Consider the following 19,374-nt stretch of genomic DNA (forward strand, 5'->3'; position numbering starts at 1 on the left):
GCCTGGAGCGCCCCGTGGAGGGCGCCGGCGGCTCCGCCCTCGCTCTGCATCTCGATCACGGTGGGCACCGCCCCCCACACGTTGGCCACGTCGTGGCTGGCCCACTCGTCGGCCAGCTCGGCCATCGTCGAGGAGGGCGTGATCGGGTAGATGGCGCACAGCTCGCTGAGCCGGTAGGCGACGTCGACCGCCGCCTCGTTGCCGTCGATGGTCACGCGCACGGGTCAGCCCTCCGGGATCAGCTCGATGGCGTGCACGGGACACTGCCGCTGGCAGCTCCCGCACCCGGTGCACAGGTCGTAGTCGAACCGGTAGCGGTGACCCACCCCGAGCTTGATCACCGCGTCCTCGGGGCAGGCCCCCAGGCAGCCGTCGCACTCGAAGCAGTTCCCGCAGGACAGGCAGCGGCCGGCCTCGTAGCGGGCCGCCTCGGCGTCCAGCCCTGCCACGACCTCGTCGAACGCCTGGACCCGCGCCTGCGGGTCCAGGGCTTCCTGGCGGCGCTGACTGTGGTCGCCGAAGTACCACAGGTGCAGCTTGTCCAAGGTGGCGACCTCGTGCTTGGCGTGCTGGGAGGGGCCGCCCCCGCCCAGCCAGGCGTTGATGGTGCGGGCGGCCTTCTTGCCGTGGCCCACCCCGACCGTGACGGTGCGCTCGCTGGGGACGGCGTCGCCCCCGGCGAAGACGCCGGGAGCCCCGGTCATCAGGGTCGTGGGCGACACCTGGACCACGTCGCCGTCGAACTGGACGCCGGGCACCGTGGCGAGGAAGCGGGTGTCGCTCTCCTGCCCCAGCGCCAGGATCACGGTGTCGGCCTCGAGCCTCTCGTAGACGCCGGTGCCGTGCGGGCGGCCGTGCTCGTCGAGCTCCTGCACCTCGACGGTCAGGTCGTGGTCGCCCATGGAGGCGATGGTGCGCAGCCAGCTCATCCGGATGCCCTCCTCCTCGGCCTCCATCGCCTCCTCCTCGTGGGCCGGCATCTGCGCGCGGGTCCGGCGGTAGACGATGACGGTGTCGTCCGCCCCGAGCCGCCGGGCCACCCGCGCAGCGTCCATCGCGGTGTTGCCGCCGCCGTACACCGCGACCCGCCCCAGGTCCGGCTGCTGGCCCGACTCGATCTCACGCAGGAAGGTGACCGCGTCCAGCACCCGACCGGCGTCCTGGTTGGGGATGTCCACGCGCTTGGAGAGGTGGGCCCCCACCGCCACGAACGCGGCGTCGAACCGGCCGTCGGTCATCTCCGCCTGCAGGTCCTCCACCACGTGGTCCTGCTCGAAGCGCACCCCGAGGTGGTGGATCCGGCGGATCTCCGCGTCGAGCACCCGGCGCGGCAGCCGGTAGGAGGGGATGCCGTAGCGCATCATCCCGCCGGCGAGCGGGCTGTTGTCGCGGACCACGACCTCGTGCCCGAGCCGGGCGAGGTGGTACGCCGCGGACAGGCCGCTCGGCCCCGAGCCCACCACGAGGACCCGCTTGCCCGAGCGCTCCCGGGGCACGTCGAAGGACCAGTCGTTGTCGATCGCGGTGTCGCCCAGGAAGCGCTCGACCGCGTGGATGGACACCGCGCCGTCCATCAGCCCGCGGTTGCAGGCGTCCTCGCACGGGTGGTAGCAGACCCGCCCGTGGATCGCTGGGAAGGGGTTGTCGCGGGTGAGCTCCCGCCAGGCCTCCTCGACCCGTCCGGCCTTGGCCAGCGCCAGCCAGGACTGGATGTTCTCCCCCGCGGGGCACCGCTCGTTGCACGGCGGCAGCAGGTCGACGTAGACCGGCCGCTGGGTGCGCACCGGGCCGGACCGCAGCCGGCCGGAGCCCAGCGCGCTCAGCGGCGCGATGTCGTGCTCGTCGGGGCCGTGCTCGTCGGGGCCGGTGACCATGTGCGTCTCCTCCGGGGCCAGGCCCTCGCGTGGGGCCCGCCCCTGCGAGCCTAGCCCCGTGGTCCCCCCACCGTCCGGGGGGCCGGAGGTCAGAGGAGCAGCACCAGCAGGAACGCCACACCGCTCCCGGACAGCAGGCCGATCTCGAGCCAGGCCGGCTCCCGGCGTACCTCCTCGGCCAGCGCGAGCTGCTCGGGCGAGCCCCGCTGGACCCCCTGCTGCGAGCGGGCGTCCTCGCAGCGCTGGCGGATGCGGGCCTCGACGTAGTCGGGGTAGGACTGGGCCAGGGCCTGCTCCGGGGTCAGCCTGCGGTCGCCCTGCCGGCTGGCCTTCATCGCCCTGCGCCAGGAGTGCCCCACGGCCGAGGAGACGTAGCGCCGCTCGCCCGCACGGACCGCCAGCACCTGGCGCACCGCCAGGGTCTCGATCGCGGCCAGCGGCACGTGGATCGTCTCGACCATGTTGCGCAGCACCAGGTGGGTCGGGGTGAGGGCGAGGCCGGGGCGCAGCATCGCCGCCCACGCGAGGACCGCGACGAAGCAGGCCCCCAGCGCCAGCGGCAGGGCGTAGCCCTGGTCGCGGTCGGAGTAGGCGAGCAGCAGACCGAGCGCCGCGAAGACCTCCAGCAGGACGCCGGTGAACCGGCCACTGGTCGGCCGGAACCGCTCTGCCGGCTCGACGTCGGCGCGCTCGGCCACCCACCTGCTCCTTCCCCGGGACCGCGGCACATGGCACGCCGCTCTCCTCAACCCTATGCTGGACCGGGTGACGACCTCCCCGACGCTCTCCCCGGCCGGCCCGACGCCGTCGCCGGCCGACTTCTCGCAGGTCACCTCGTCGGACGCCTCGCTCCGGCGGTTCCTGCACGGCCTGCCGGGGGTGGACCAGGTGGGCGCGGAGGCTCGCGCCGCGGCCCTGGGCACCCGGTCCATCAAGAGCCGGGCCAAGGCCCACGCCATCGACCTGGCGATCTCGATGGTGGACCTCACCACGCTCGAGGGGCAAGACACCCCCGGCAAGGTGCGCGCACTCGCGAGCAAGGCCATCCGGCCCGACCCGGCCGACCCGAGCTGCCCGCACACCGCGGCCGTGTGCGTCTACCCCGACATGGTGGCGGTGGCCCGCTCCGTGCTCGGTGACAGCGGCGTGCACGTCGCTGCCGTGGCCACGGCGTTCCCGAGCGGGCGGGCCGCCCTGGACATCAAGCTCGCCGACACCCGCGACGCCGTCGAGGCCGGTGCCGACGAGGTCGACATGGTCATCGACCGGGGGGCCTTCCTCTGCGGCCGCTACCTCCAGGTCTTCGAGGAGATCGTCGCGGTCCGCGAGGCCTGTGCCCGCGCCGAGGGTCCCGATGCGCACCTGAAGGTGATCTTCGAGACCGGGGAGCTGCAGACCTACGACAACGTACGCCGCGCCTCCTGGCTGGCGATGCTCGCCGGCGCGGACTTCATCAAGACCTCCACCGGGAAGATCCAGCCCGCCGCGACGCTTCCGGTGACGCTGGTGATGCTGGAGGCCGTGCGGGACTTCCGCGAGGCCACCGGACGGATGGTGGGGGTCAAGCCTGCGGGCGGGATCCGCACCACCAAGGACGCGATCAAGTACCTCGTGACGGTCAACGAGGTCGCCGGCACCGACTGGCTCACCCCCACGTGGTTCCGGTTCGGGGCCTCCACGCTCCTCAACGACCTGCTGATGCAACGCACCACGCAGACCACCGGCCGCTACTCGGGCCCCGACTACTTCACCTTGGACTGATCATGGCCTCGACCCGCCCGTCCCCGCCGGCAGCAGCCGCGCCCCCCTCGGCCTTCGAGTACGCCCCGGCCCCGGAGTCCCGGGCCGTGGTGGACCTCAGACCCTCCTACGGCCTCTTCGTCAACGGGGAGTTCGTCGACGGCCACGGCAAGGGGTTCAAGACGATCAGCCCGGCCACCGAGGAGGTCCTCGCCGAGATCGCCGAGGCCGACGAGGCCGACGTCGACACCGCCGTCCGGGCGGCGCGTCGGGCACACACCCGGGTGTGGTCGCGGATGCCGGGCCGCGAGCGAGCCAAGTACCTCTACCGGATCGCCCGCATCATCCAGGAGCGCAGCCGTGAGCTGGCCGTCCTGGAGTCGCTGGACAACGGCAAGCCGATCAAGGAGTCGCGCGACGTCGACATCCCGACGGTCGCGGCCCACTTCTTCTACTACGCCGGCTGGGCCGACAAGCTGGAGCACTCCGGCTACGGCACCGAGTCGGTGGGGGTGGCCGGGCAGGTGATCCCGTGGAACTTCCCGATGCTGATGCTGGCGTGGAAGATCGCCCCGGCGCTGGCCTGCGGCAACACCGTGGTGCTCAAGCCCGCCGAGACCACGCCGCTCACCGCGCTGCTGTTCGCGGAGATCTGCCAGCAGGCCGACCTGCCGCCCGGCGTCGTCAACATCGTCACCGGCGCGGGGGCCACCGGGCGGGCGCTGGTGACCCACCCCGACGTGGACAAGGTCGCCTTCACCGGCTCCACCGCGGTGGGGCGGGAGATCGCCAGGTCGGTCGCCGGCAGCGACAAGCGGGTGACCCTGGAGCTGGGCGGCAAGGCGGCCAACGTCGTCTTCGACGACGCGCCGGTCGACCAGGCCGTCGAGGGCATCGTCAACGGCATCTTCTTCAACCAGGGCCACGTCTGCTGCGCGGGCTCCCGGCTGCTGGTCCAGGAGAGCGTGTACGACGACCTGCTGGAGCGCCTCAAGCGGCGGATGTCGACCCTGCGCGTGGGTGACCCGCTGGACAAGAACACCGACGTCGGGGCGATCAACTCCGGCGAGCAGCTGACCCGGATCCGGGAGCTGTCCGAGGTCGGGGACGCCGAGGGGGCCGAGCGCTGGGAGATCGCCTGCGACCTTCCCACCAAGGGCTTCTGGTTCCCGCCGACGATCTTCACCGGCGTCTCCCAGGCCCACCGGATCGCCCGGGAGGAGATCTTCGGGCCGGTGCTGTCGGTGCTCACCTTCCGCACCCCGGCCGAGGCGGTCGAGAAGGCCAACAACACCCCCTACGGCCTCTCCGCGGGGGTCTGGACCGACAAGGGCAGCCGGATCCTGTGGATGGCCGACCGGCTCCGCGCCGGCGTGGTCTGGGCCAACACGTTCAACAAGTTCGACCCCACCAGCCCGTTCGGGGGCTACAAGGAGTCCGGCTACGGGCGCGAGGGCGGCCGGCACGGACTGGAGGGCTACCTGCGATGACCCCCACGCCCAGCAGCGCACGCATCGACGTACGCAAGACCTACAAGCTCTACATCGGCGGGGCGTTCCCGCGCTCGGAGTCGGGCTACTCCTACGAGGTCACCGACAGCAGGGGCCGGTTCCTGGCCAACGCGGCCCGCGCCTCGCGCAAGGACGCCCGCGATGCGGTCCAGGCCGCCCGCAAGGCCTTTCCCGGCTGGTCGGGCCGCGCGGCGTACAACCGGGCCCAGATCGTCTACCGCGTCGCGGAGATCATGGAGGACCGGCGCACCCAGTTCGTGGACGCCGTGCGGGCCGGCGAAGGGCTCACCCCGGCCCGCGCCGGGCGCGTGGTCGACGCGGCGGTCGACCGGCTGGTCTGGTACGCCGGCTGGGCCGACAAGATCGGGCAGGTGGTCGGCGGCGCCAACCCGGTGGCCGGCCCGTTCTTCAACCTCTCCTCGCCGGAGCCGACCGGGGTGGTGGCCGTCCTGGCGCCGCAGGAGTCGTCGCTGCTCGGGCTGGTCTCGGTGCTCGCGCCGGTCGTCGTGACGGGCAACACCGCTGTCGTGGTCAGCTCCGAGCGGCGCCCGCTGCCGGCGGTGACCCTGGCGGAGGTGCTGGCCACCTCCGACGTCCCCGGGGGGGTGGTGAACATCCTCACCGGCGGCTACACCGGTCCGGGGCCCTGGCTCGCCTCGCACATGGACGTGAACGGGCTCGACCTCACCGGCGCGGCAGGGGACGCCGAGACCGCCACCGCGCTCGAGGTGGCGGCCGCGGAGAACCTCAAGCGCGTGCTGCGGGCCCCGGCAGCCGAGCCCGACTGGGAGGCCGACCCCGGCATCGGCCGGATGACGGCGTTCCTGGAGACCAAGACCGTCTGGCACCCCATCGGCATCTGACCCGGGCCCGACTCGACGGCACGCGCACGACCCCGGAACAGGCGTACGCTGGGGTGTGGAGCCTGACCCAGTGAACCACTCCCCCGTCCGTACCCGTCTGTGGGCGAGCCGCCTGCTCGAGCACCGGCTCGTGCAGCCCGACGACCGCTCCTGCGGGGCGTCGTGCCTCGTGGTGGCGACCGCGCTGCGGGACGAGACGTACGCCGAGCTGCTGGTGACCGGCACGCACCCGGTGACCCGGTGGTGGCTGCCCGGCACCGTGGAGGAGCGCTTCGCCGCCGAGACGCTGGCGATGCACCGGCGGATCACCGGCCCGGTCGGCCTCTCCGGTCGGGCCCAGCTGCCCTGGCCCCGTCACCTGGGCACGCCGCCGTGGGCGGTCAGAGGGCAGCTGTCCACGCCGCAGGTGCCCTACGTCGTCAAGCAGGCGGTGGTGGGCCGTCGACGTCTCTTCGACACGATGCGCGCGCCGCTGGAGGCGGGAGCGCCGGTGGCGGTCTTCGTCGGTGACCACTGGGCCCCCCGCCACGTGCTCCTCGCGATCGCGGTCGAGGGGGAGGAGGAGGTGCTGTTCTACGACCCCGCCCCGGGCCAGCTCCGCCGCTTCCACCGCTCCGCGCTCGTCTCCTACGGCGCGCCGCTGGGCCGCTGGCACCAGCCGTGGTGCCTGGTGCTGCCCAAGGTCACGCCCCCAGCGCGGCGTACCGGGGCTTGACGACGTCGTTGATGATCTCGAGCCGCTCCTCGAAGGGCAGGAAGGCGGACTTCATCGCGTTGATCGTGAACCACCGCAGGTCGGTCATCGAGTAGCCGAAGGCGTCCACGAGCCGCATCATCTCCTCGGTCATCGAGGTGCCGCTCATCAGCCGGTTGTCGGTGTTGACCGTCACCCGGAACCGCAGCCGGGTGAGCAGCCCGATGGGGTGCTCGGCGATCGAGGCGGCCGCGCCGGTCTGCACGTTGGAGGTCGGGCACATCTCGAGCGGGATCCGGGTGTCTCGGACGTACGCCGCGAGCAGCCCGAGCGTGGCTCGACCGTCCTGGTCGAGGGTGATGTCGTCGATGATCCGGACCCCGTGCCCGAGCCGGTCGGTCCCGCACCACTGGATGGCCTCCCAGATCGACGGAAGCCCGAACGCCTCTCCGGCGTGGATGGTGAAGTGGAAGTTCTCGCGGTGGAGGTACTCGAACGCGTCCAGGTGACGGGACGGCGGGAAGCCCGCCTCCGCCCCGGCGATGTCGAAGCCCGTCACGCCACGGTCGCGCCAGGCCACGGCCAGCTCGGCGACCTCGCGCGAGCGGGCCTGGGTGCGCATCGCGGTGAGCAGCTGGCGGACGACGATCCGGCCGCCCAGCGCGGCGGTGGCCTGCTCGACGCCCTCCTGGACCGCGGCCACCACCTGGTCGAGGCTCAGCCCCCCGGTCACGTGCTGCTCAGGCGCGTAGCGCACCTCGGCGTACACCACCCCGTCCTCGGCCAGGTCCTCCACGCACTCGCGCGCCACCCGGGTCAGTGCGGCGGGGGTCTGCATCACTGCGACGGTGTGGTCGAAGGTCTCCAGGTAGCGCACCAGCGAGCCACTGTCGGCCGACTCGGTGAACCACCGGCGCAAGGCCTCGGGGTCGTCGGCCGGCAGCGCGTGGCCGATCTGGTCGGCGAGCTCGAGGATCGTCTCCGGCCGCAGGCCGCCATCGAGATGGTCGTGCAGCAGCACCTTGGGAGCGGCCCGGACCTGCTCGCGCGAGGGTCGCGCGGCACCGGTAGGTTCGGGGGTCGAGGGGGAGTCCATGCGGGCATCCTCCCATCGCAGCCCTCAGACACGGACGGAGCCGGACATGCGCGTGTTCACCACCCTCGACGAGATCGCGGCCGCCGAGGGCGAGCAGCTGGGCAGCAGCGAGTGGCTGACGATCGACCAGGACCGGGTGAACCTGTTCGCCGACGCCACCGGCGACCACCAGTGGATCCACGTCGACGTGGAGCGCTCCGCGCACGGCCCCTTCGGGGGGACCATCGCCCACGGGTACCTCACCCTGTCCCTGCTGCCGATGCTGGGGGCCCAGATCTTCGCCCTGGACACCCCGGGCGCCAAGCTGAACTACGGCGTCAACAAGGTGCGCTTCCCCAGCCCCGTCCCGGTCGGCTCCCGGGTGCGGGCCAGCGCGACCGTCCACCAGGTCACCGACGTACCTGCCGGCAAGCAGCTCACGCTGGGCTGGGTCATCGAGATCGAGGGCGGCGGCAAGCCCGCCTGCGTCGCCGAGACCGTGGTGCTGCTGCTCCCCTGACCCGCGGACTCCGAACCCCGACACCGAGATAGTCCGCCACGCACATCATCACTTCGGGGCGAGGAATGATGACTTTCGCGGCGGACTACGGTTCCTGATCAGGAGATCCGGTCGAGGACCAGGGGGTCGGGGGTGTACGCCGTGCCGCCGGGCGCGACGTCGAACCCGCCCTCGAGCGACTCCAGGGCCCGCTCGAAGCGCTCGGGCTCGTCGGTGTGGAGGGTGAGCAGCGGCTGCCCCTGGGTCACCTCGTCCCCCGGGCGCGCGTGCCAGACCACCCCCGCACCGGCCTGCACCGGATCCTCCTTGCGGGCACGGCCGGCCCCCAGCCGCCAGGCCGCGAGCCCCACCGCCATCGCGTCCAGGCGGGTCAGCACCCCCGAGGCCGGTGCCGGGACCACGTGGGACTCCCGCGCGACCGGCAGCGGCGCGTCCGGGTCGCCGCCCTGGGCGCGGATCATCGCCTTCCAGGAGTCCATCGCCGAGCCGTCGGCCAGCCTGTCGGCCGGGTCGACCGCGTCCAGGCCGGCGCCGAGCAGCATCTCCCGGGCCAGCGCCAGGGTCAGCTCGACCACGTCCGCGGGGCCTCCCCCGGCGAGCACCTCGACGGACTCGGCCACCTCGATCGCGTTGCCGGCGGTCAGCCCGAGCGGGGTCGACATGTCGGTCAGCAGCGCGACCGTGTGCACCCCGGCATCGGTGCCCAGCGACACCATCGTGCGGGCCAGCTCCTGGGCCCGGGCGAGGTCCTTCATGAACGCGCCGGTGCCGACCTTGACGTCGAGGACCAGCGACCCGGTGCCCTCGGCGATCTTCTTGCTCATGATCGAGGAGGCGATCAGCGGGATGGCCTCCACGGTGCCGGTGACGTCACGCAGCGCGTAGAGCTTCTTGTCCGCCGGCGCCAGCCCTGCCCCGGCCGCGCAGATGACCGCGCCGACGGACTCGAGCTGCTCCATCATCTCCTCGGTGGAGAGCGCCGCCCGCCAGCCCGGCACGGACTCGAGCTTGTCGAGCGTGCCGCCGGTGTGGCCCAGCCCGCGTCCGGACAGCTGCGGCACAGCCGCCCCGCAGGCGGCCACCAGCGGCGCGAGCGGCAGCGTGATCTTGTCGCCCACCCCGCCCGTCGAGTGCTTGTCGGCGGTGGGCCGGGACAGCCCGGCGAAGCCCATCCGCTCCCCCGAGCGGATCATCGCGTCGGTCCAGCGCGCAATCTCGCGCCGGGTCATCCCGTTGAGGAGGATCGCCATGGCCAGGGCCGACATCTGCTCGTCCGCGACCCCACCGCGGGTGTAGGCGTCGATCACCCAGTCGATCTGGCTGTCGCTGAGCTCGCGGCCGTCGCGCTTGGCGACGATCACCTCGACGGCGTCGTGCTGTCCCATGCTGGCTCTCCTTCGTCCGGATGCTGCCCTCGTGTCAGTGGTACGCCGCCTCAGGGGTGCCCCGTGCCGTCCAGCAGCACCCGGTGGAAGCCGCGCAGCACGAAGGTCCCACGCGACTCCGGCTCGGCGGCGAGCACCGGGCGGGGGAACCGGTCGAACAGCGCGGTGACCGACTCGGCGAGCTCCATCCGGGCCAGCGGAGCCCCCAGGCAGAAGTGGACCCCGACCCCGAACGCGACGTGGTTGTTGGGGTCCCGGTCCACCCGGAACTCGTCGGGGGCCTCGAACACCGCTTGGTCCCGGTTGGCGGAGCCGAGCAGGACGGCGATCTTCTGCCCCTCCTCGACCCGGATCCCGCCCAGGTCGACCGGCTCGGTGGCGGTGCGCTCGAACAGCTGCAGCGCGGAGTCGAAGCGCAGCATCTCCTCCACGCACCGCGGCACGTCGGGCCCGGGGGCCAGGCCACGGCGCACCATCGCGGTGAGGCCGTTGCCGAACACGTTGACCGAAGCCTCGTGGCCGGCGTTGAGCAGTAGCACGGCCGAGGCGACCATCTCGTCCTCGGACAGCTCGGTGGCGGCCAGGTCGCTGACCAGGTCGTCGGCCGGCCGCGCGCGCCGGGTGCGCACCAGGTCGCGCACGAGCGCCGCGAAGTCCGCGGCCGCGGCGACCGCGGCGTCCACCACCCCCGGGCCGGGGTCCTCCTCGTACATCCGCACGATCGCCTGCGACCAGGAGCGCAGCGACGGCGCGTACGAGCCGGGAACCCCGAGCAGCTCGGCGATGACCAGCACCGGCAGCGGCTCGGCGTACTCCCCGATCACGTCGAAGCCGGCCGGGTCGACCCGGTCCAGCAGGTCGGCAGCGAGCTCCCGCACCCGTGGCCGGAGCCGCTCGACGTGCCCCCGGCTGAAGGCCCTGGCCACCGGCCGCCGCAGCCGGGTGTGCTCCGGCGGCTCGTGCTCCATCATCTGGTTGCGGTGCAGCAGGTTGAACGGCTCCAGGTAGTCCGCCGGCTCCCGGTCGTGCCAGATCCGGCCCAGCCGCCGGTCCCTCTGCACCGCGCTCACCGAGGCATGGTCGAAGGCCAGCCACCTGCCCGACGGCTCGTGCCAGGCGACCGGGTGCCGGGCCCGCTCCTCCGCGAACGCGGGGTAGGGGTCGGCGACCAGTGCGGCCGAGGTCAGGTCAATCGAGGTTGTCGGGACCGAACGCATCCGGCAGCACCTCGTCCATCCGTCGCACCCCCGAGACCGTCAGCAGCAGGAGCTCCGGACCGCCGTTCTCGAACAGCAGCTGGCGGCACCGCCCGCACGGCATCAGCACCCCTCCGGTGCGGTCCACGCACACGAAGTGGGTGAGCCGCCCGCCCCCGGTCAGGTGAAGCTGGGAGACCAGTCCGCACTCGGCGCACAGCCCCACGCCGTACGACGCGTTCTCGACGTTGCAGCCCGTCACCACCCGGCCGTCCTCGACCCGCGCGGCCGCACCGACCGGGAAGGAGGAGTACGGCGCGTACGCGTGGTCGCGCGCCTCCACCGCACGGGCCTGCAGGGCGGCCCAGTCCACCTCCGTCGAGGCCGGGCCGGCCCGGTCCGTGCCCGGGCCGCCGCTCACCCGACCGATCCCTTGCGATACACCTGCCCGTCGGCGGCCGGCATTCGCAGCCGTTGCGAGGCGAACGCCAGGACCAGCAGGGTCACCAGGTACGGCGTCATGCTGGTGAGGTCGACCGGCACCTCGTCGGTGGTCAGGAACCACACCAGGAAGAAGAGCCCGAAGACGCCGAGCACGATGCCGCTGCGGGTCTGCCGGCGCCAGAGCTTGTACGCCGCGAAGGCGATCAGCCAGGCACCCACCAGCAGCAGCATCGCGTGGATGGTGGCCGGGTCACGCAGCCGCAGGCTGTCGGTGTAGCCGAACATGCCCGAGCCGAGCAGCACCCCGCCGGGGCGCCAGTTGCCGAAGATCATCGCAGCCAGACCGATGTAGCCCCGGCCGTTGGCCTGGTTGGTGTGGAACCCCGGCGAGGACACCAGCGCCAGGTAGCCCCCGCCCAGGCCGGCGAGGCCGCCGGAGATCAGCACGGCGACGTACTTGTAGAACCGGACGTTGACGCCGAGGGACTCTGCCGCGTACGGGTTCTCCCCGCAGGAGCGCAGCCGCAGGCCGAACCGCGTGCGCCACAGCACCCAGCCGGTGACCGCGACCAGCACGAAGACGACCACGGTCACGATCGAGACGCTGGTGGTCACCGCCGCGATGAACGCGGCGACGTCGGAGACCAGGAACCAGTGCTTCGCGGCGAGGTCGGAGGTGAAGTCCGAGACCCCGGGGATGGTGATCGTGAACGGTTTCTGCAGGCCCGTGAGCTGCTGGGCCCCGCCGTGGCCGAACTTGGAGTCCAGGTCGGCGAAGAACGCCTCGGCGAGGAAGGTCGTCAGGCCGAGGGCGATCACGTTGAGGGCCACACCGGAGACGATGTGGTCCACGCCGAAGGTCACCGTGGCCAGGGCGTGGATCAGGCCGCCGGCCATCCCGAACAGCACGGCCCCGAGCAGGCCGATGTAGGGGCCGTAGTAGTACGTGAAGAACGCCGCGCCCCAGGTGCCGAGCAGGATCTGGCCCTCCAGGCCGATGTTGACCACGCCGGACCGCTCGCTCCACAGGCCGCCGAGGGCGGCCAGCAGGATGGGGCACGTGGCCACGATCGCGGCGCGCAGGCTGCCCTGCGAGTCGATCTCGTGGGCCCCGGTGAGGACCCGGACCAGGGCCACCGAGACCAGCGCCACCAGCCCGATCAGGTAGTACATCCGGGTGCGCTTCTGGGCGGCCTCCTCGCGACGGGCCGCCGTCACGGACATCACGCTGCTCATGCCGCCACCCCCTCAGCAGTGGGCTGCTCATCCAGTGCCTTGCGCAGCGCCCGCTGCTCCGCCGCGGCCGCCCAGCGGCGGACCACCTCGTAGGCGATGACCACGGCCAGCACGACGACGCCCTGGGTGATCTGGACGACCGACGGGGAGATGTCCGCGACCAGGGCCAGCGGGTTGGCCTGCTCGTTCAGCCAGGCGAAGAGCACGGCGCCGAAGAAGATGCCCAGCGGACGGTTGCGGCCCAGCAGCGCCACGGCGATGCCGGTGAAACCGAGGGTCCGCTGGAAGGGCGGGCCGTAGTAGTCGGCGCCTCCGAACAGCGCCGGCATCCAGATCAGGCCGGCGATGGCTCCGGAGAGCAGCATCGAGATCACCACCATCCGCTTCACGTTGACGCCGGAGGCGACGGCGGCGGGCTCGTTCATGCCGGTGGCGCGCAGGTCGAAGCCGAACCGGGTGCGGTTGATCAGGAAGGAGATCCCGACGCCGGCCAGCACGGCGAGCAGCACCAGGGTCCAGATCGCGCCGTCCTTCTCCGCGAACGGGGTCCAGCCGGCGAGCTGGCTGCTCTCGGGGATGGGCGTGGTCCGCCGGCCCTGGCCGTACTGCTGGCCGTGGTTGGACAGCAGGTAGCCGACCAGGGTGCCTGCGATGGCGTTCAGCATGATCGTCGAGATCACCTCGCTGACGCCCCGGGTCACCTTGAGCACGCCTGCGATCCCCGCCCACAGGGCGCCGACCACCATGGCGACGACCACCGCGACCAGGATGTTGAGCTTGCCGGGGAACCAGGCCATGCCGGCCACGACCGCGGCGGTGAACGAGGCGAGGGTGTACTGACCCTCGATCCCGATGTTGAACAGGTTCATCCGGAACCCGATCGCGGCGGCGAGGGCCGCGAGGAAGATCATCGAGCTCTGGTTGACGATGTTGACCATGTTGCGCGAGCTCGGCGGCTGGGTCATCACGTCCCAGAACTCGCTGACCGACGCGCCGGCCACGACGACCACGACGCTGGTGACCAGCACCGCCACCACGACGGCGATGAGCGGGGCCAGGAGGGCCTGGCCCACCTTGCGGGCGAGCACTGCGGGCTTCATGCCGATTCCTTTCCACCAGTCATCGCCGCGCCGAGGTCCTGCGGCGTGACGGTCCGGGGGTCGAACTCCGCGACCAGCTCCCCGCGCAGGATGACCTCGATCCGGTCGGACAGGCCGATCAGCTCGTCGAGGTCGGCGGAGATGAGCAGGACCCCGAGCCCCTCCCGGCGGGCCCGTCGGATGTGGTCCCAGATGGCGGCCTGGGCGCCCACGTCGACCCCACGGGTGGGATGCGCCGCGATCAGCAGGATCGGCTCACCGCTCATCTCGCGGCCCACGATCAGCTTCTGCTGGTTGCCGCCCGACAGCGACCGCGCGGTGTTGTTGATCCCTGGGGTGCGCACGTCGTACTCGGCGATGATCCGCTCGGTGTCCGCCTTGGCGTTGCGCCGGTCGATCAGGCCCCCCTTGCTCGCCGGCGGCAGGGTCTGGTGGCCCAGCATGCGGTTCTCCCACAACGGTGCGTCCAGCAGCAGCCCGTGCAGGTGCCGGTCGCCGGGGATGAAGCCGATGCCGGCCTCCCGACGCTCGCGGGTGTGCCAGGAGCCCATCGACGTGCCGGCCAGGGTGATCTCACCGGTGCCGCGCAGCATCCCCATGATCGTCTCGACGAGCTCGGACTGGCCGTTGCCCTCGACCCCGGCCACCCCGAGGACCTCCCCCTTGTGGATGGTCAGGGAGACGTCCTTGAGCAGGTGCCGGCCGCCCTCGTCGACGACGTTGACGCCGGCGAGCTCGAGCAGCACGGTGTCGGTGACCGTGGACTCCCCGGTCTCCGGCGAGGGCAGCTCGGAGCCGACCATCAGCTCGGCGAGCTGGCGCTTGGTCGCGGTCTTCGGGTCCGCTTCCCCCACCGTGGTGCCCCGGCGCATGACAGTGATGTCGTCGGCGATCGCCAGGACCTCGTCGAGCTTGTGGGAGATGAACAAGATGGTGTGCCCCGAGGCCCGCAGCTCGCGCAGGTTGGCGAACAGCGAGTCCACCTCCTGGGGCACCAGGACCGCCGTGGGCTCGTCGAGGATGATGATCCGGGCGCCCCGGTAGAGCACTTTGAGGATCTCCACGCGCTGCCGCTCACCGACGCCGAGGTCCTCGACCAGGGTGTCGGGGTCGAGGTCGAAGCCGAACGCGTCGGAGATCCGGTTGATCTCCGCCCGGGCCTGGTCGCCGATCCCGAAGAGGCTCTCCCCGCCGAGGGTGACGTTCTCGAGGACGGTGAGGTTGTCGGCGAGCATGAAGTGCTGGAAGACCATGCCGATGCCGACCTTGATGGCGTCGGTGGGAGAGGCGAAGCTTACCTGCTGGCCGTCCACGGCGATCGTGCCCTCATCAGGCTTCTGCACCCCGTAGAGGATCTTCATCAGCGTGGACTTGCCGGCGCCGTTCTCCCCGATCAGCGCGTGCACGGTGGCCGGTCGGATGGTGATGTTGACGTCGTGGTTGGCGACCACGCCGGGAAAGCGCTTGGTCACCCCCCGCACTTCGATCCCGCCGCCGCTGACGGCCGGACCAGCCTTCTCCTGAGACACCGTGGTCATCGCACAATCCTCTCGCCGGAGCCCGACAGGCCGCGGGCCCGGACCGAACGCTACCGCGTCCGACCGGGCCCGAGCCTGTGGTGATGAAGTGTGTTCGTCCGACTCAGCCGATCACGGAGCGGTCGGCACCTTGATCTCGCCGGACTTGATCTTGTCGCCGTAGGCGTTGATCTGGTCGGCGATGTCGTCGATGAACCCACCGGAGGTGGAGTAGCCGACACCGTCCGCGGCGAGGTCGTAGGTCTGGTAGCTCACCAGCGGCTGCTCCTCGGCGACGGACTTGATCATGTCGAACGTGGCGACGTCGACCCGCTTGAGCATCGAGGTCAGGATGTGCGGCTGCTGGTCGGCCGGAGCGGTGAGGTACTGGTCGGAGTCCACACCGATGGCCCACTTGCCGTCACCGGCCTCGGTGGCCGCCTCGAACACACCGGAGCCGGAAGCACCGGACGCGTGGTAGACGATGTCCGCACCGTTGTCGAAGATCGCGGTCGCGGCCTCCTTGCCACCGGCGGGGTCACCGAAGCCGGCCAGGTCGCTCTCCTCGATGTACTTCACGTCGACCTTGATCTTCGGGTCGACCGCCTGGACACCAGCGGTGTAGCCGGCCTCGAACTTCTTGATCAGGTCGTTGTGGACACCGCCGACGAAGCCGACGTGCTTGGCCTGCGTCTTGAGGGCGGCGGCGACACCGACGAGGAACGAGCCCTCGTTCTCGGCGAAGCCCAGGTAGGCCACGTTGTCGTTGGCCTGGTCGTCGGGGTCGAACCCGTCGATGACCGCGAAGCTGGTGTCGGGGTAGTCCGGTGCGACGGCGTTCACGGCGTCGCTGTAGGCGAAGCCCACACCGATGACCGGGTTCATCCCGGCCTCGGCCATGTTCACCAGGCGGGTCTCGCGTGCCGACTCGGCCTCACCGTCGGTCGCCTCGCCCTCGGTGCAGGTGGCGTTCAGCTCCTCGACCGCCTTCGCCAGACCGGCGTAGGCGGAGTCGTTGAAGGACTGGTCGCCACGGCCACCCACGTCGTAGGCGAGCCCGACCTTCGGGCCGTCTCCGGAGGCGTCCTTGCAGACGTCGGTGGAGCCGCCGCTGCTCTCGCTCGCGCTGGGCGACTCGGTGTCGTTATTCGCGCAGCCGGCGAACGTCAGGGACGCTACCGCGGCCAGCGCCACAATCTTGCTCAGTCGACGCAAGATGTCCTCCTGTTGGTTGATTCCTCGCGTCGGGTCCGACGCAGTCATTTGTCACACTAGCCCTCGGACTGCGCCCGATCGCGGGAGGGTGCCGAAGTGTTATCCGAGGGTGACCGGCACGTCAAGAGAGGTGCTGGGCGAGCACCGCCGCGTGGGCCAGCACGCGCGCCCCGATCGTCACGGCCCGCTCGTCGATGCGCAGGTTTCCCTGGTGCAGGTCGTAGGTCGGGCCGTCGGGTGTGCGGGTACCCAGCCTGGCCATGGCGCCGGGGACGCGCTCGAGGAACCAGCCGAAGTCCTCACCGCCCAGGCTCTGCGACGTGGACTGCCGGCCGTCCTCCCCCACGACCATCTCCGCGGCGCGGCCGAGGATGTGGGTGGAGGTGTGCGCGTTGACCACGGGCGGCACGCCGCGGTGGTAGACGATGCGCGCGGTGACGCCGTACGGCTCCAGGACCTGGCGCACCAGGTCGCGGACCAGGTGCTCGGCGTCGGCCCAGGCGACCGCGTCGAGCATCCGGACGGTGCCGGCGACCCGGCCGGTGGCCGGGATCACGTTCGGGGCGCCGCCGGCGGCCACCAGCCCCCAGACCACGCTCACCCCGGCCCGGGGGTCCAGGCGGCGGGACAAGATCGCGGGCAGCTCGGTGATCAGCTTGCCGAGGGCGAAGGTGAGGTCCTCGGTGAGGTGCGGGCGGGAGGTGTGCCCGCCCTTGCCGGTGAGCGTCACGTCCAAGGCGTCCGCCGCTCCGGTGATCGGGCCCTCCCGAAGCCCTACGGTGCCGACGTCGATGCTCGGGTCGCAGTGCAGTCCGAACACGTGGGAGACCTCCGCGAGCACGCCCGCCTCCAGCATCTCCAGAGCCCCGCCCGGCATGATCTCCTCGGCCGGCTGGAACAGCAGCCGGAAGCGGCCACGGTTGCGGCCCTGCGCGTGCAGCTCGGCCAGGGCCAGCCCGGCGCCGACCAGCGCGGCGGTGTGCACGTCGTGGCCGCAGGCGTGGGCCACGCCGGGGGTGGTGCTCATCCAGGGGTCGTCGGTGGTGTCGGTGACCGCGAGCGCGTCCAGGTCCGCCCGCAGGGCGATCACCGGTCCGCTCGAGCCGAGCTCGGCGACCAGCCCGGTGGGCAGCAGCCGGTCCACCCGCCAGCCGGCCTCGGCCATGCGGCGGGCCACCAGGTCGGTCGTGCGGTGCTCGGACCACGAGAGCTCCGGATGGGCGTGCAGGTCGCGGCGCAGGTCGACCAGCTCGTCGGCGTACTTCTCCACGACGGCGTCGACCACACGCGAGGCGGTGGACACGGAGGGGGACATCAGGAGCACCCTAGATCAGCGGACCGGTGGCGGGGGCGCCCGCGTCGTACGCCGCGAGGATCCGGTCCGCCGCGCTGGTCGCCGGCAGCGTCCCCGCGAGCACCGCGCTGCGCACCTCGTCGCGGATCGAGGCGACGGCCGGGGAGTGCCGCAGCCGCTGCGCGAGCTCGTCGCGGACGAGGGCCCACATGAACTCCAGCTGCTGGGTGGCCCGCTTGTCGGCCAGGCCCTCGGGCCCGAGGTGGGCGCGATGGGCCAGCACCTGCTCCCACACCTCCGGCACCCCGGTCCCCTGGAGGGCGGAGCAGGTGAGCACCGGCGGCACCCAGCCGCGGCCGCGGTGGTGCACCATGCGCAGCGCCCCGGACAGCTCGCGGGCGGCCACCCGGGCCTCGCTCTCGCGGTCGCCGTCGGCCTTGTTGACCGCGATCACGTCGACGATCTCCAAGATGCCCTTCTTGATGCCCTGCAGCTGGTCGCCGGTGCGGGCCAGGGTGAGGAAGCAGAAGGTGTCCACCATTCCGGCCACGGTCACCTCCGACTGCCCGACGCCGACGGTCTCGACCAGCACCACGTCGTACCCGGCGGCCTCGAGCACCAGCATCGCCTGGGTGGTCGCGCGGGCCACGCCGCCGAGGGTCCCGGCGCTGGGCGAGGGCCGGATGAAGGCGAGCGGGTCGGCGGCGAGCCGCGGCATGCGGGTCTTGTCGCCGAGCACCGACCCGCCGGTCCGCACCGAGGACGGGTCCACCGCGAGCACGCCCACCCGCAGCCCGCGGCCGGTCAGGATCGTGCCCAGCGCCTCGATGAAGGTGGACTTGCCGACACCGGGCACCCCCGAGATGCCCACCCGGACGGTGTCCGCCCGGGCCCCCAGGGCCGCGAGCAGCTCGCGGGTGGCGGCGCGGTGGTCCGTCCGGCCGGACTCCACCAGCGTGATCGCGCGGGCCACGGCGGCCCGTCGCCCGTCCCGGATCCCCTCGACGAGCGCCGGGACGTCGACCGCGCGCGCCATCAGGCCTGGACGGCCCGGAGCTTGTCGAGCAGGTCGAGGGCCGAGTCCGCGATGACGGTGCCCGGCAGGAACACCGCCGCAGCCCCCATCTCCAGCAGCGTGGGCACGTCGTCGGGCGGGATCACGCCGCCGATGACGACCATGATGTCCGGGCGTCCCAGGTCGGCGAGGGCGCGCTTGAGCGCGGGCAGCAGGGTCAGGTGACCGGCGGCCAGGGAGCTGACCCCGACGATGTGGACGTCGGCGTCGACCGCCTGCTGGGCGACCTCCTCGGGCGTGGAGAACAGCGGACCCACGTCGACGTCGAAGCCGAGGTCGGCGAACGCGCTCACCACGACCTTCTGACCGCGGTCGTGGCCGTCCTGGCCCATCTTGGCGACCAGGATCCGGGGCCGGCGGCCCTCCTCCTCCTCGAACGCGGCGGTCGCGGCGAGCACCGCCTCGACCTGCGCGTTGCCGCCGTCGTGGCTGGCCTCGGCACGGTACACACCGGAGATGGTACGGATCACGGCCTGGTGGCGGCCGTAGACCTTCTCCAGCGCGTCGGAGATCTCCCCCACGGTGGCCTTCGCCCGGGCTGCGTCGACCGCGAGCGCCAGCAGGTTCCCCTCCAGGCCCTGGCCGGAGGGGCCGGCGGCGGCCGCGGCGCTCAGCGCGTCCAGCGCGCGGCGTAC

Annotated in this window: 19 protein-coding genes; 5 read left to right on the forward strand and 14 right to left on the reverse strand. The window is 72.1% G+C overall.

The window, feature by feature from the left end:
* The 3 genes from PLP61_RS06070 to PLP61_RS06080 all read right to left on the reverse strand — a co-directional run.
* On the reverse strand, positions 1-221 hold a 221-nt coding region (locus tag PLP61_RS06070), incomplete at its 3' end, for a hypothetical protein (protein ID WP_324501373.1).
* 3 nt (positions 222-224) lie between these two features.
* On the reverse strand, positions 225-1,874 hold the full coding sequence (locus PLP61_RS06075; RefSeq protein ID WP_324501375.1) for an NAD(P)-binding protein: 1,650 nt from the start codon (positions 1,872-1,874) through the stop codon (positions 225-227).
* 89 nt (positions 1,875-1,963) lie between these two features.
* Positions 1,964-2,572, reverse strand: coding sequence for a hypothetical protein (locus tag PLP61_RS06080; protein ID WP_324501376.1), 609 nt, complete (start codon positions 2,570-2,572; stop codon positions 1,964-1,966).
* A 67-nt stretch (positions 2,573-2,639) separates the two neighbouring features.
* On the opposite strand from PLP61_RS06080, the gene deoC reads away from it, so the two are divergent.
* From deoC to PLP61_RS06100, 4 genes are all read left to right on the forward strand, one after another.
* Positions 2,640-3,635: a deoxyribose-phosphate aldolase gene (gene deoC / locus PLP61_RS06085; protein ID WP_324501378.1), complete on the forward strand. Its 996-nt coding sequence runs from the start codon at positions 2,640-2,642 to the stop codon at positions 3,633-3,635.
* A 2-nt stretch (positions 3,636-3,637) separates the two neighbouring features.
* Positions 3,638-5,104, forward strand: a complete 1,467-nt coding sequence (locus tag PLP61_RS06090; protein ID WP_324501380.1) for an aldehyde dehydrogenase family protein — start codon at positions 3,638-3,640, stop codon at positions 5,102-5,104.
* Complete coding sequence (locus PLP61_RS06095) at positions 5,101-5,988, forward strand: aldehyde dehydrogenase family protein (protein ID WP_324501382.1); 888 nt, start codon at positions 5,101-5,103, stop codon at positions 5,986-5,988. Before PLP61_RS06090 ends, PLP61_RS06095 begins: the two co-directional genes overlap by 4 nt.
* 70 nt (positions 5,989-6,058) lie before the next feature.
* Complete coding sequence (locus PLP61_RS06100; protein WP_324501383.1) at positions 6,059-6,703, forward strand: hypothetical protein; 645 nt, start codon at positions 6,059-6,061, stop codon at positions 6,701-6,703.
* Here the strand turns inward: PLP61_RS06100 and PLP61_RS06105 are convergent.
* Positions 6,672-7,778 carry an adenosine deaminase gene (locus tag PLP61_RS06105; RefSeq protein ID WP_324501384.1) on the reverse strand — a complete coding sequence of 369 codons (1,107 nt, stop codon included), beginning with the start codon at positions 7,776-7,778 and terminating at the stop codon, positions 6,672-6,674. The two genes, PLP61_RS06100 and PLP61_RS06105, sit on opposite strands and share 32 nt — an antisense overlap.
* 46 nt (positions 7,779-7,824) lie before the next feature.
* On the opposite strand from PLP61_RS06105, the gene PLP61_RS06110 reads away from it, so the two are divergent.
* Positions 7,825-8,277, forward strand: coding sequence for a MaoC family dehydratase (locus PLP61_RS06110; protein WP_324501386.1), 453 nt, complete (start codon positions 7,825-7,827; stop codon positions 8,275-8,277).
* Positions 8,278-8,375: 98 nt separating this feature from the next.
* On the opposite strand, the gene PLP61_RS06115 is transcribed toward PLP61_RS06110, so the two are convergent.
* From PLP61_RS06115 to PLP61_RS06160, 10 genes are all read right to left on the reverse strand, one after another.
* Positions 8,376-9,662 (reverse strand): thymidine phosphorylase, encoded by a 1,287-nt coding sequence (locus PLP61_RS06115; protein WP_324501388.1) that lies wholly within the window; start codon positions 9,660-9,662, stop codon positions 8,376-8,378.
* 50 nt (positions 9,663-9,712) lie between these two features.
* Complete coding sequence (locus PLP61_RS06120; protein ID WP_324501390.1) at positions 9,713-10,879, reverse strand: cytochrome P450; 1,167 nt, start codon at positions 10,877-10,879, stop codon at positions 9,713-9,715.
* Entirely contained in the window at positions 10,851-11,279 is a 429-nt protein-coding gene (locus tag PLP61_RS06125; protein ID WP_324501392.1) for a cytidine deaminase, read from the reverse strand. Before PLP61_RS06125 ends, PLP61_RS06120 begins: the two co-directional genes overlap by 29 nt.
* Positions 11,276-12,538 carry an ABC transporter permease gene (locus PLP61_RS06130; protein WP_324501394.1) on the reverse strand — a complete coding sequence of 421 codons (1,263 nt, stop codon included), beginning with the start codon at positions 12,536-12,538 and terminating at the stop codon, positions 11,276-11,278. The genes PLP61_RS06125 and PLP61_RS06130 overlap by 4 nt, the downstream gene beginning before the upstream one ends.
* Complete coding sequence (locus PLP61_RS06135) at positions 12,535-13,638, reverse strand: ABC transporter permease (RefSeq protein WP_324501396.1); 1,104 nt, start codon at positions 13,636-13,638, stop codon at positions 12,535-12,537. The genes PLP61_RS06130 and PLP61_RS06135 overlap by 4 nt, the downstream gene beginning before the upstream one ends.
* Positions 13,635-15,176, reverse strand: coding sequence for an ABC transporter ATP-binding protein (locus PLP61_RS06140; protein ID WP_324501398.1), 1,542 nt, complete (start codon positions 15,174-15,176; stop codon positions 13,635-13,637). The genes PLP61_RS06135 and PLP61_RS06140 overlap by 4 nt, the downstream gene beginning before the upstream one ends.
* 111 nt (positions 15,177-15,287) lie before the next feature.
* Positions 15,288-16,370 (reverse strand): BMP family lipoprotein, encoded by a 1,083-nt coding sequence (locus PLP61_RS06145; RefSeq protein ID WP_324501400.1) that lies wholly within the window; start codon positions 16,368-16,370, stop codon positions 15,288-15,290.
* A 121-nt stretch (positions 16,371-16,491) separates the two neighbouring features.
* The gene (locus PLP61_RS06150) at positions 16,492-17,685 is read right to left on the reverse strand and encodes an amidohydrolase (RefSeq protein WP_324501402.1); all 1,194 of its coding nucleotides are present in this window, start codon (positions 17,683-17,685) and stop codon (positions 16,492-16,494) included.
* Between the two features lie 10 nt (positions 17,686-17,695).
* Complete coding sequence (meaB, locus tag PLP61_RS06155; RefSeq protein ID WP_324501404.1) at positions 17,696-18,700, reverse strand: methylmalonyl Co-A mutase-associated GTPase MeaB; 1,005 nt, start codon at positions 18,698-18,700, stop codon at positions 17,696-17,698.
* Positions 18,700-19,374 (reverse strand): methylmalonyl-CoA mutase family protein (locus tag PLP61_RS06160; protein WP_324501406.1); only part of this gene is annotated, 675 nt, incomplete at its 5' end. The genes PLP61_RS06160 and meaB, both read right to left, overlap by 1 nt.

It is taken from the genome of Nocardioides sp. (assembly GCF_035429765.1).
Taxonomy (GTDB): domain Bacteria; phylum Actinomycetota; class Actinomycetes; order Propionibacteriales; family Nocardioidaceae; genus Nocardioides.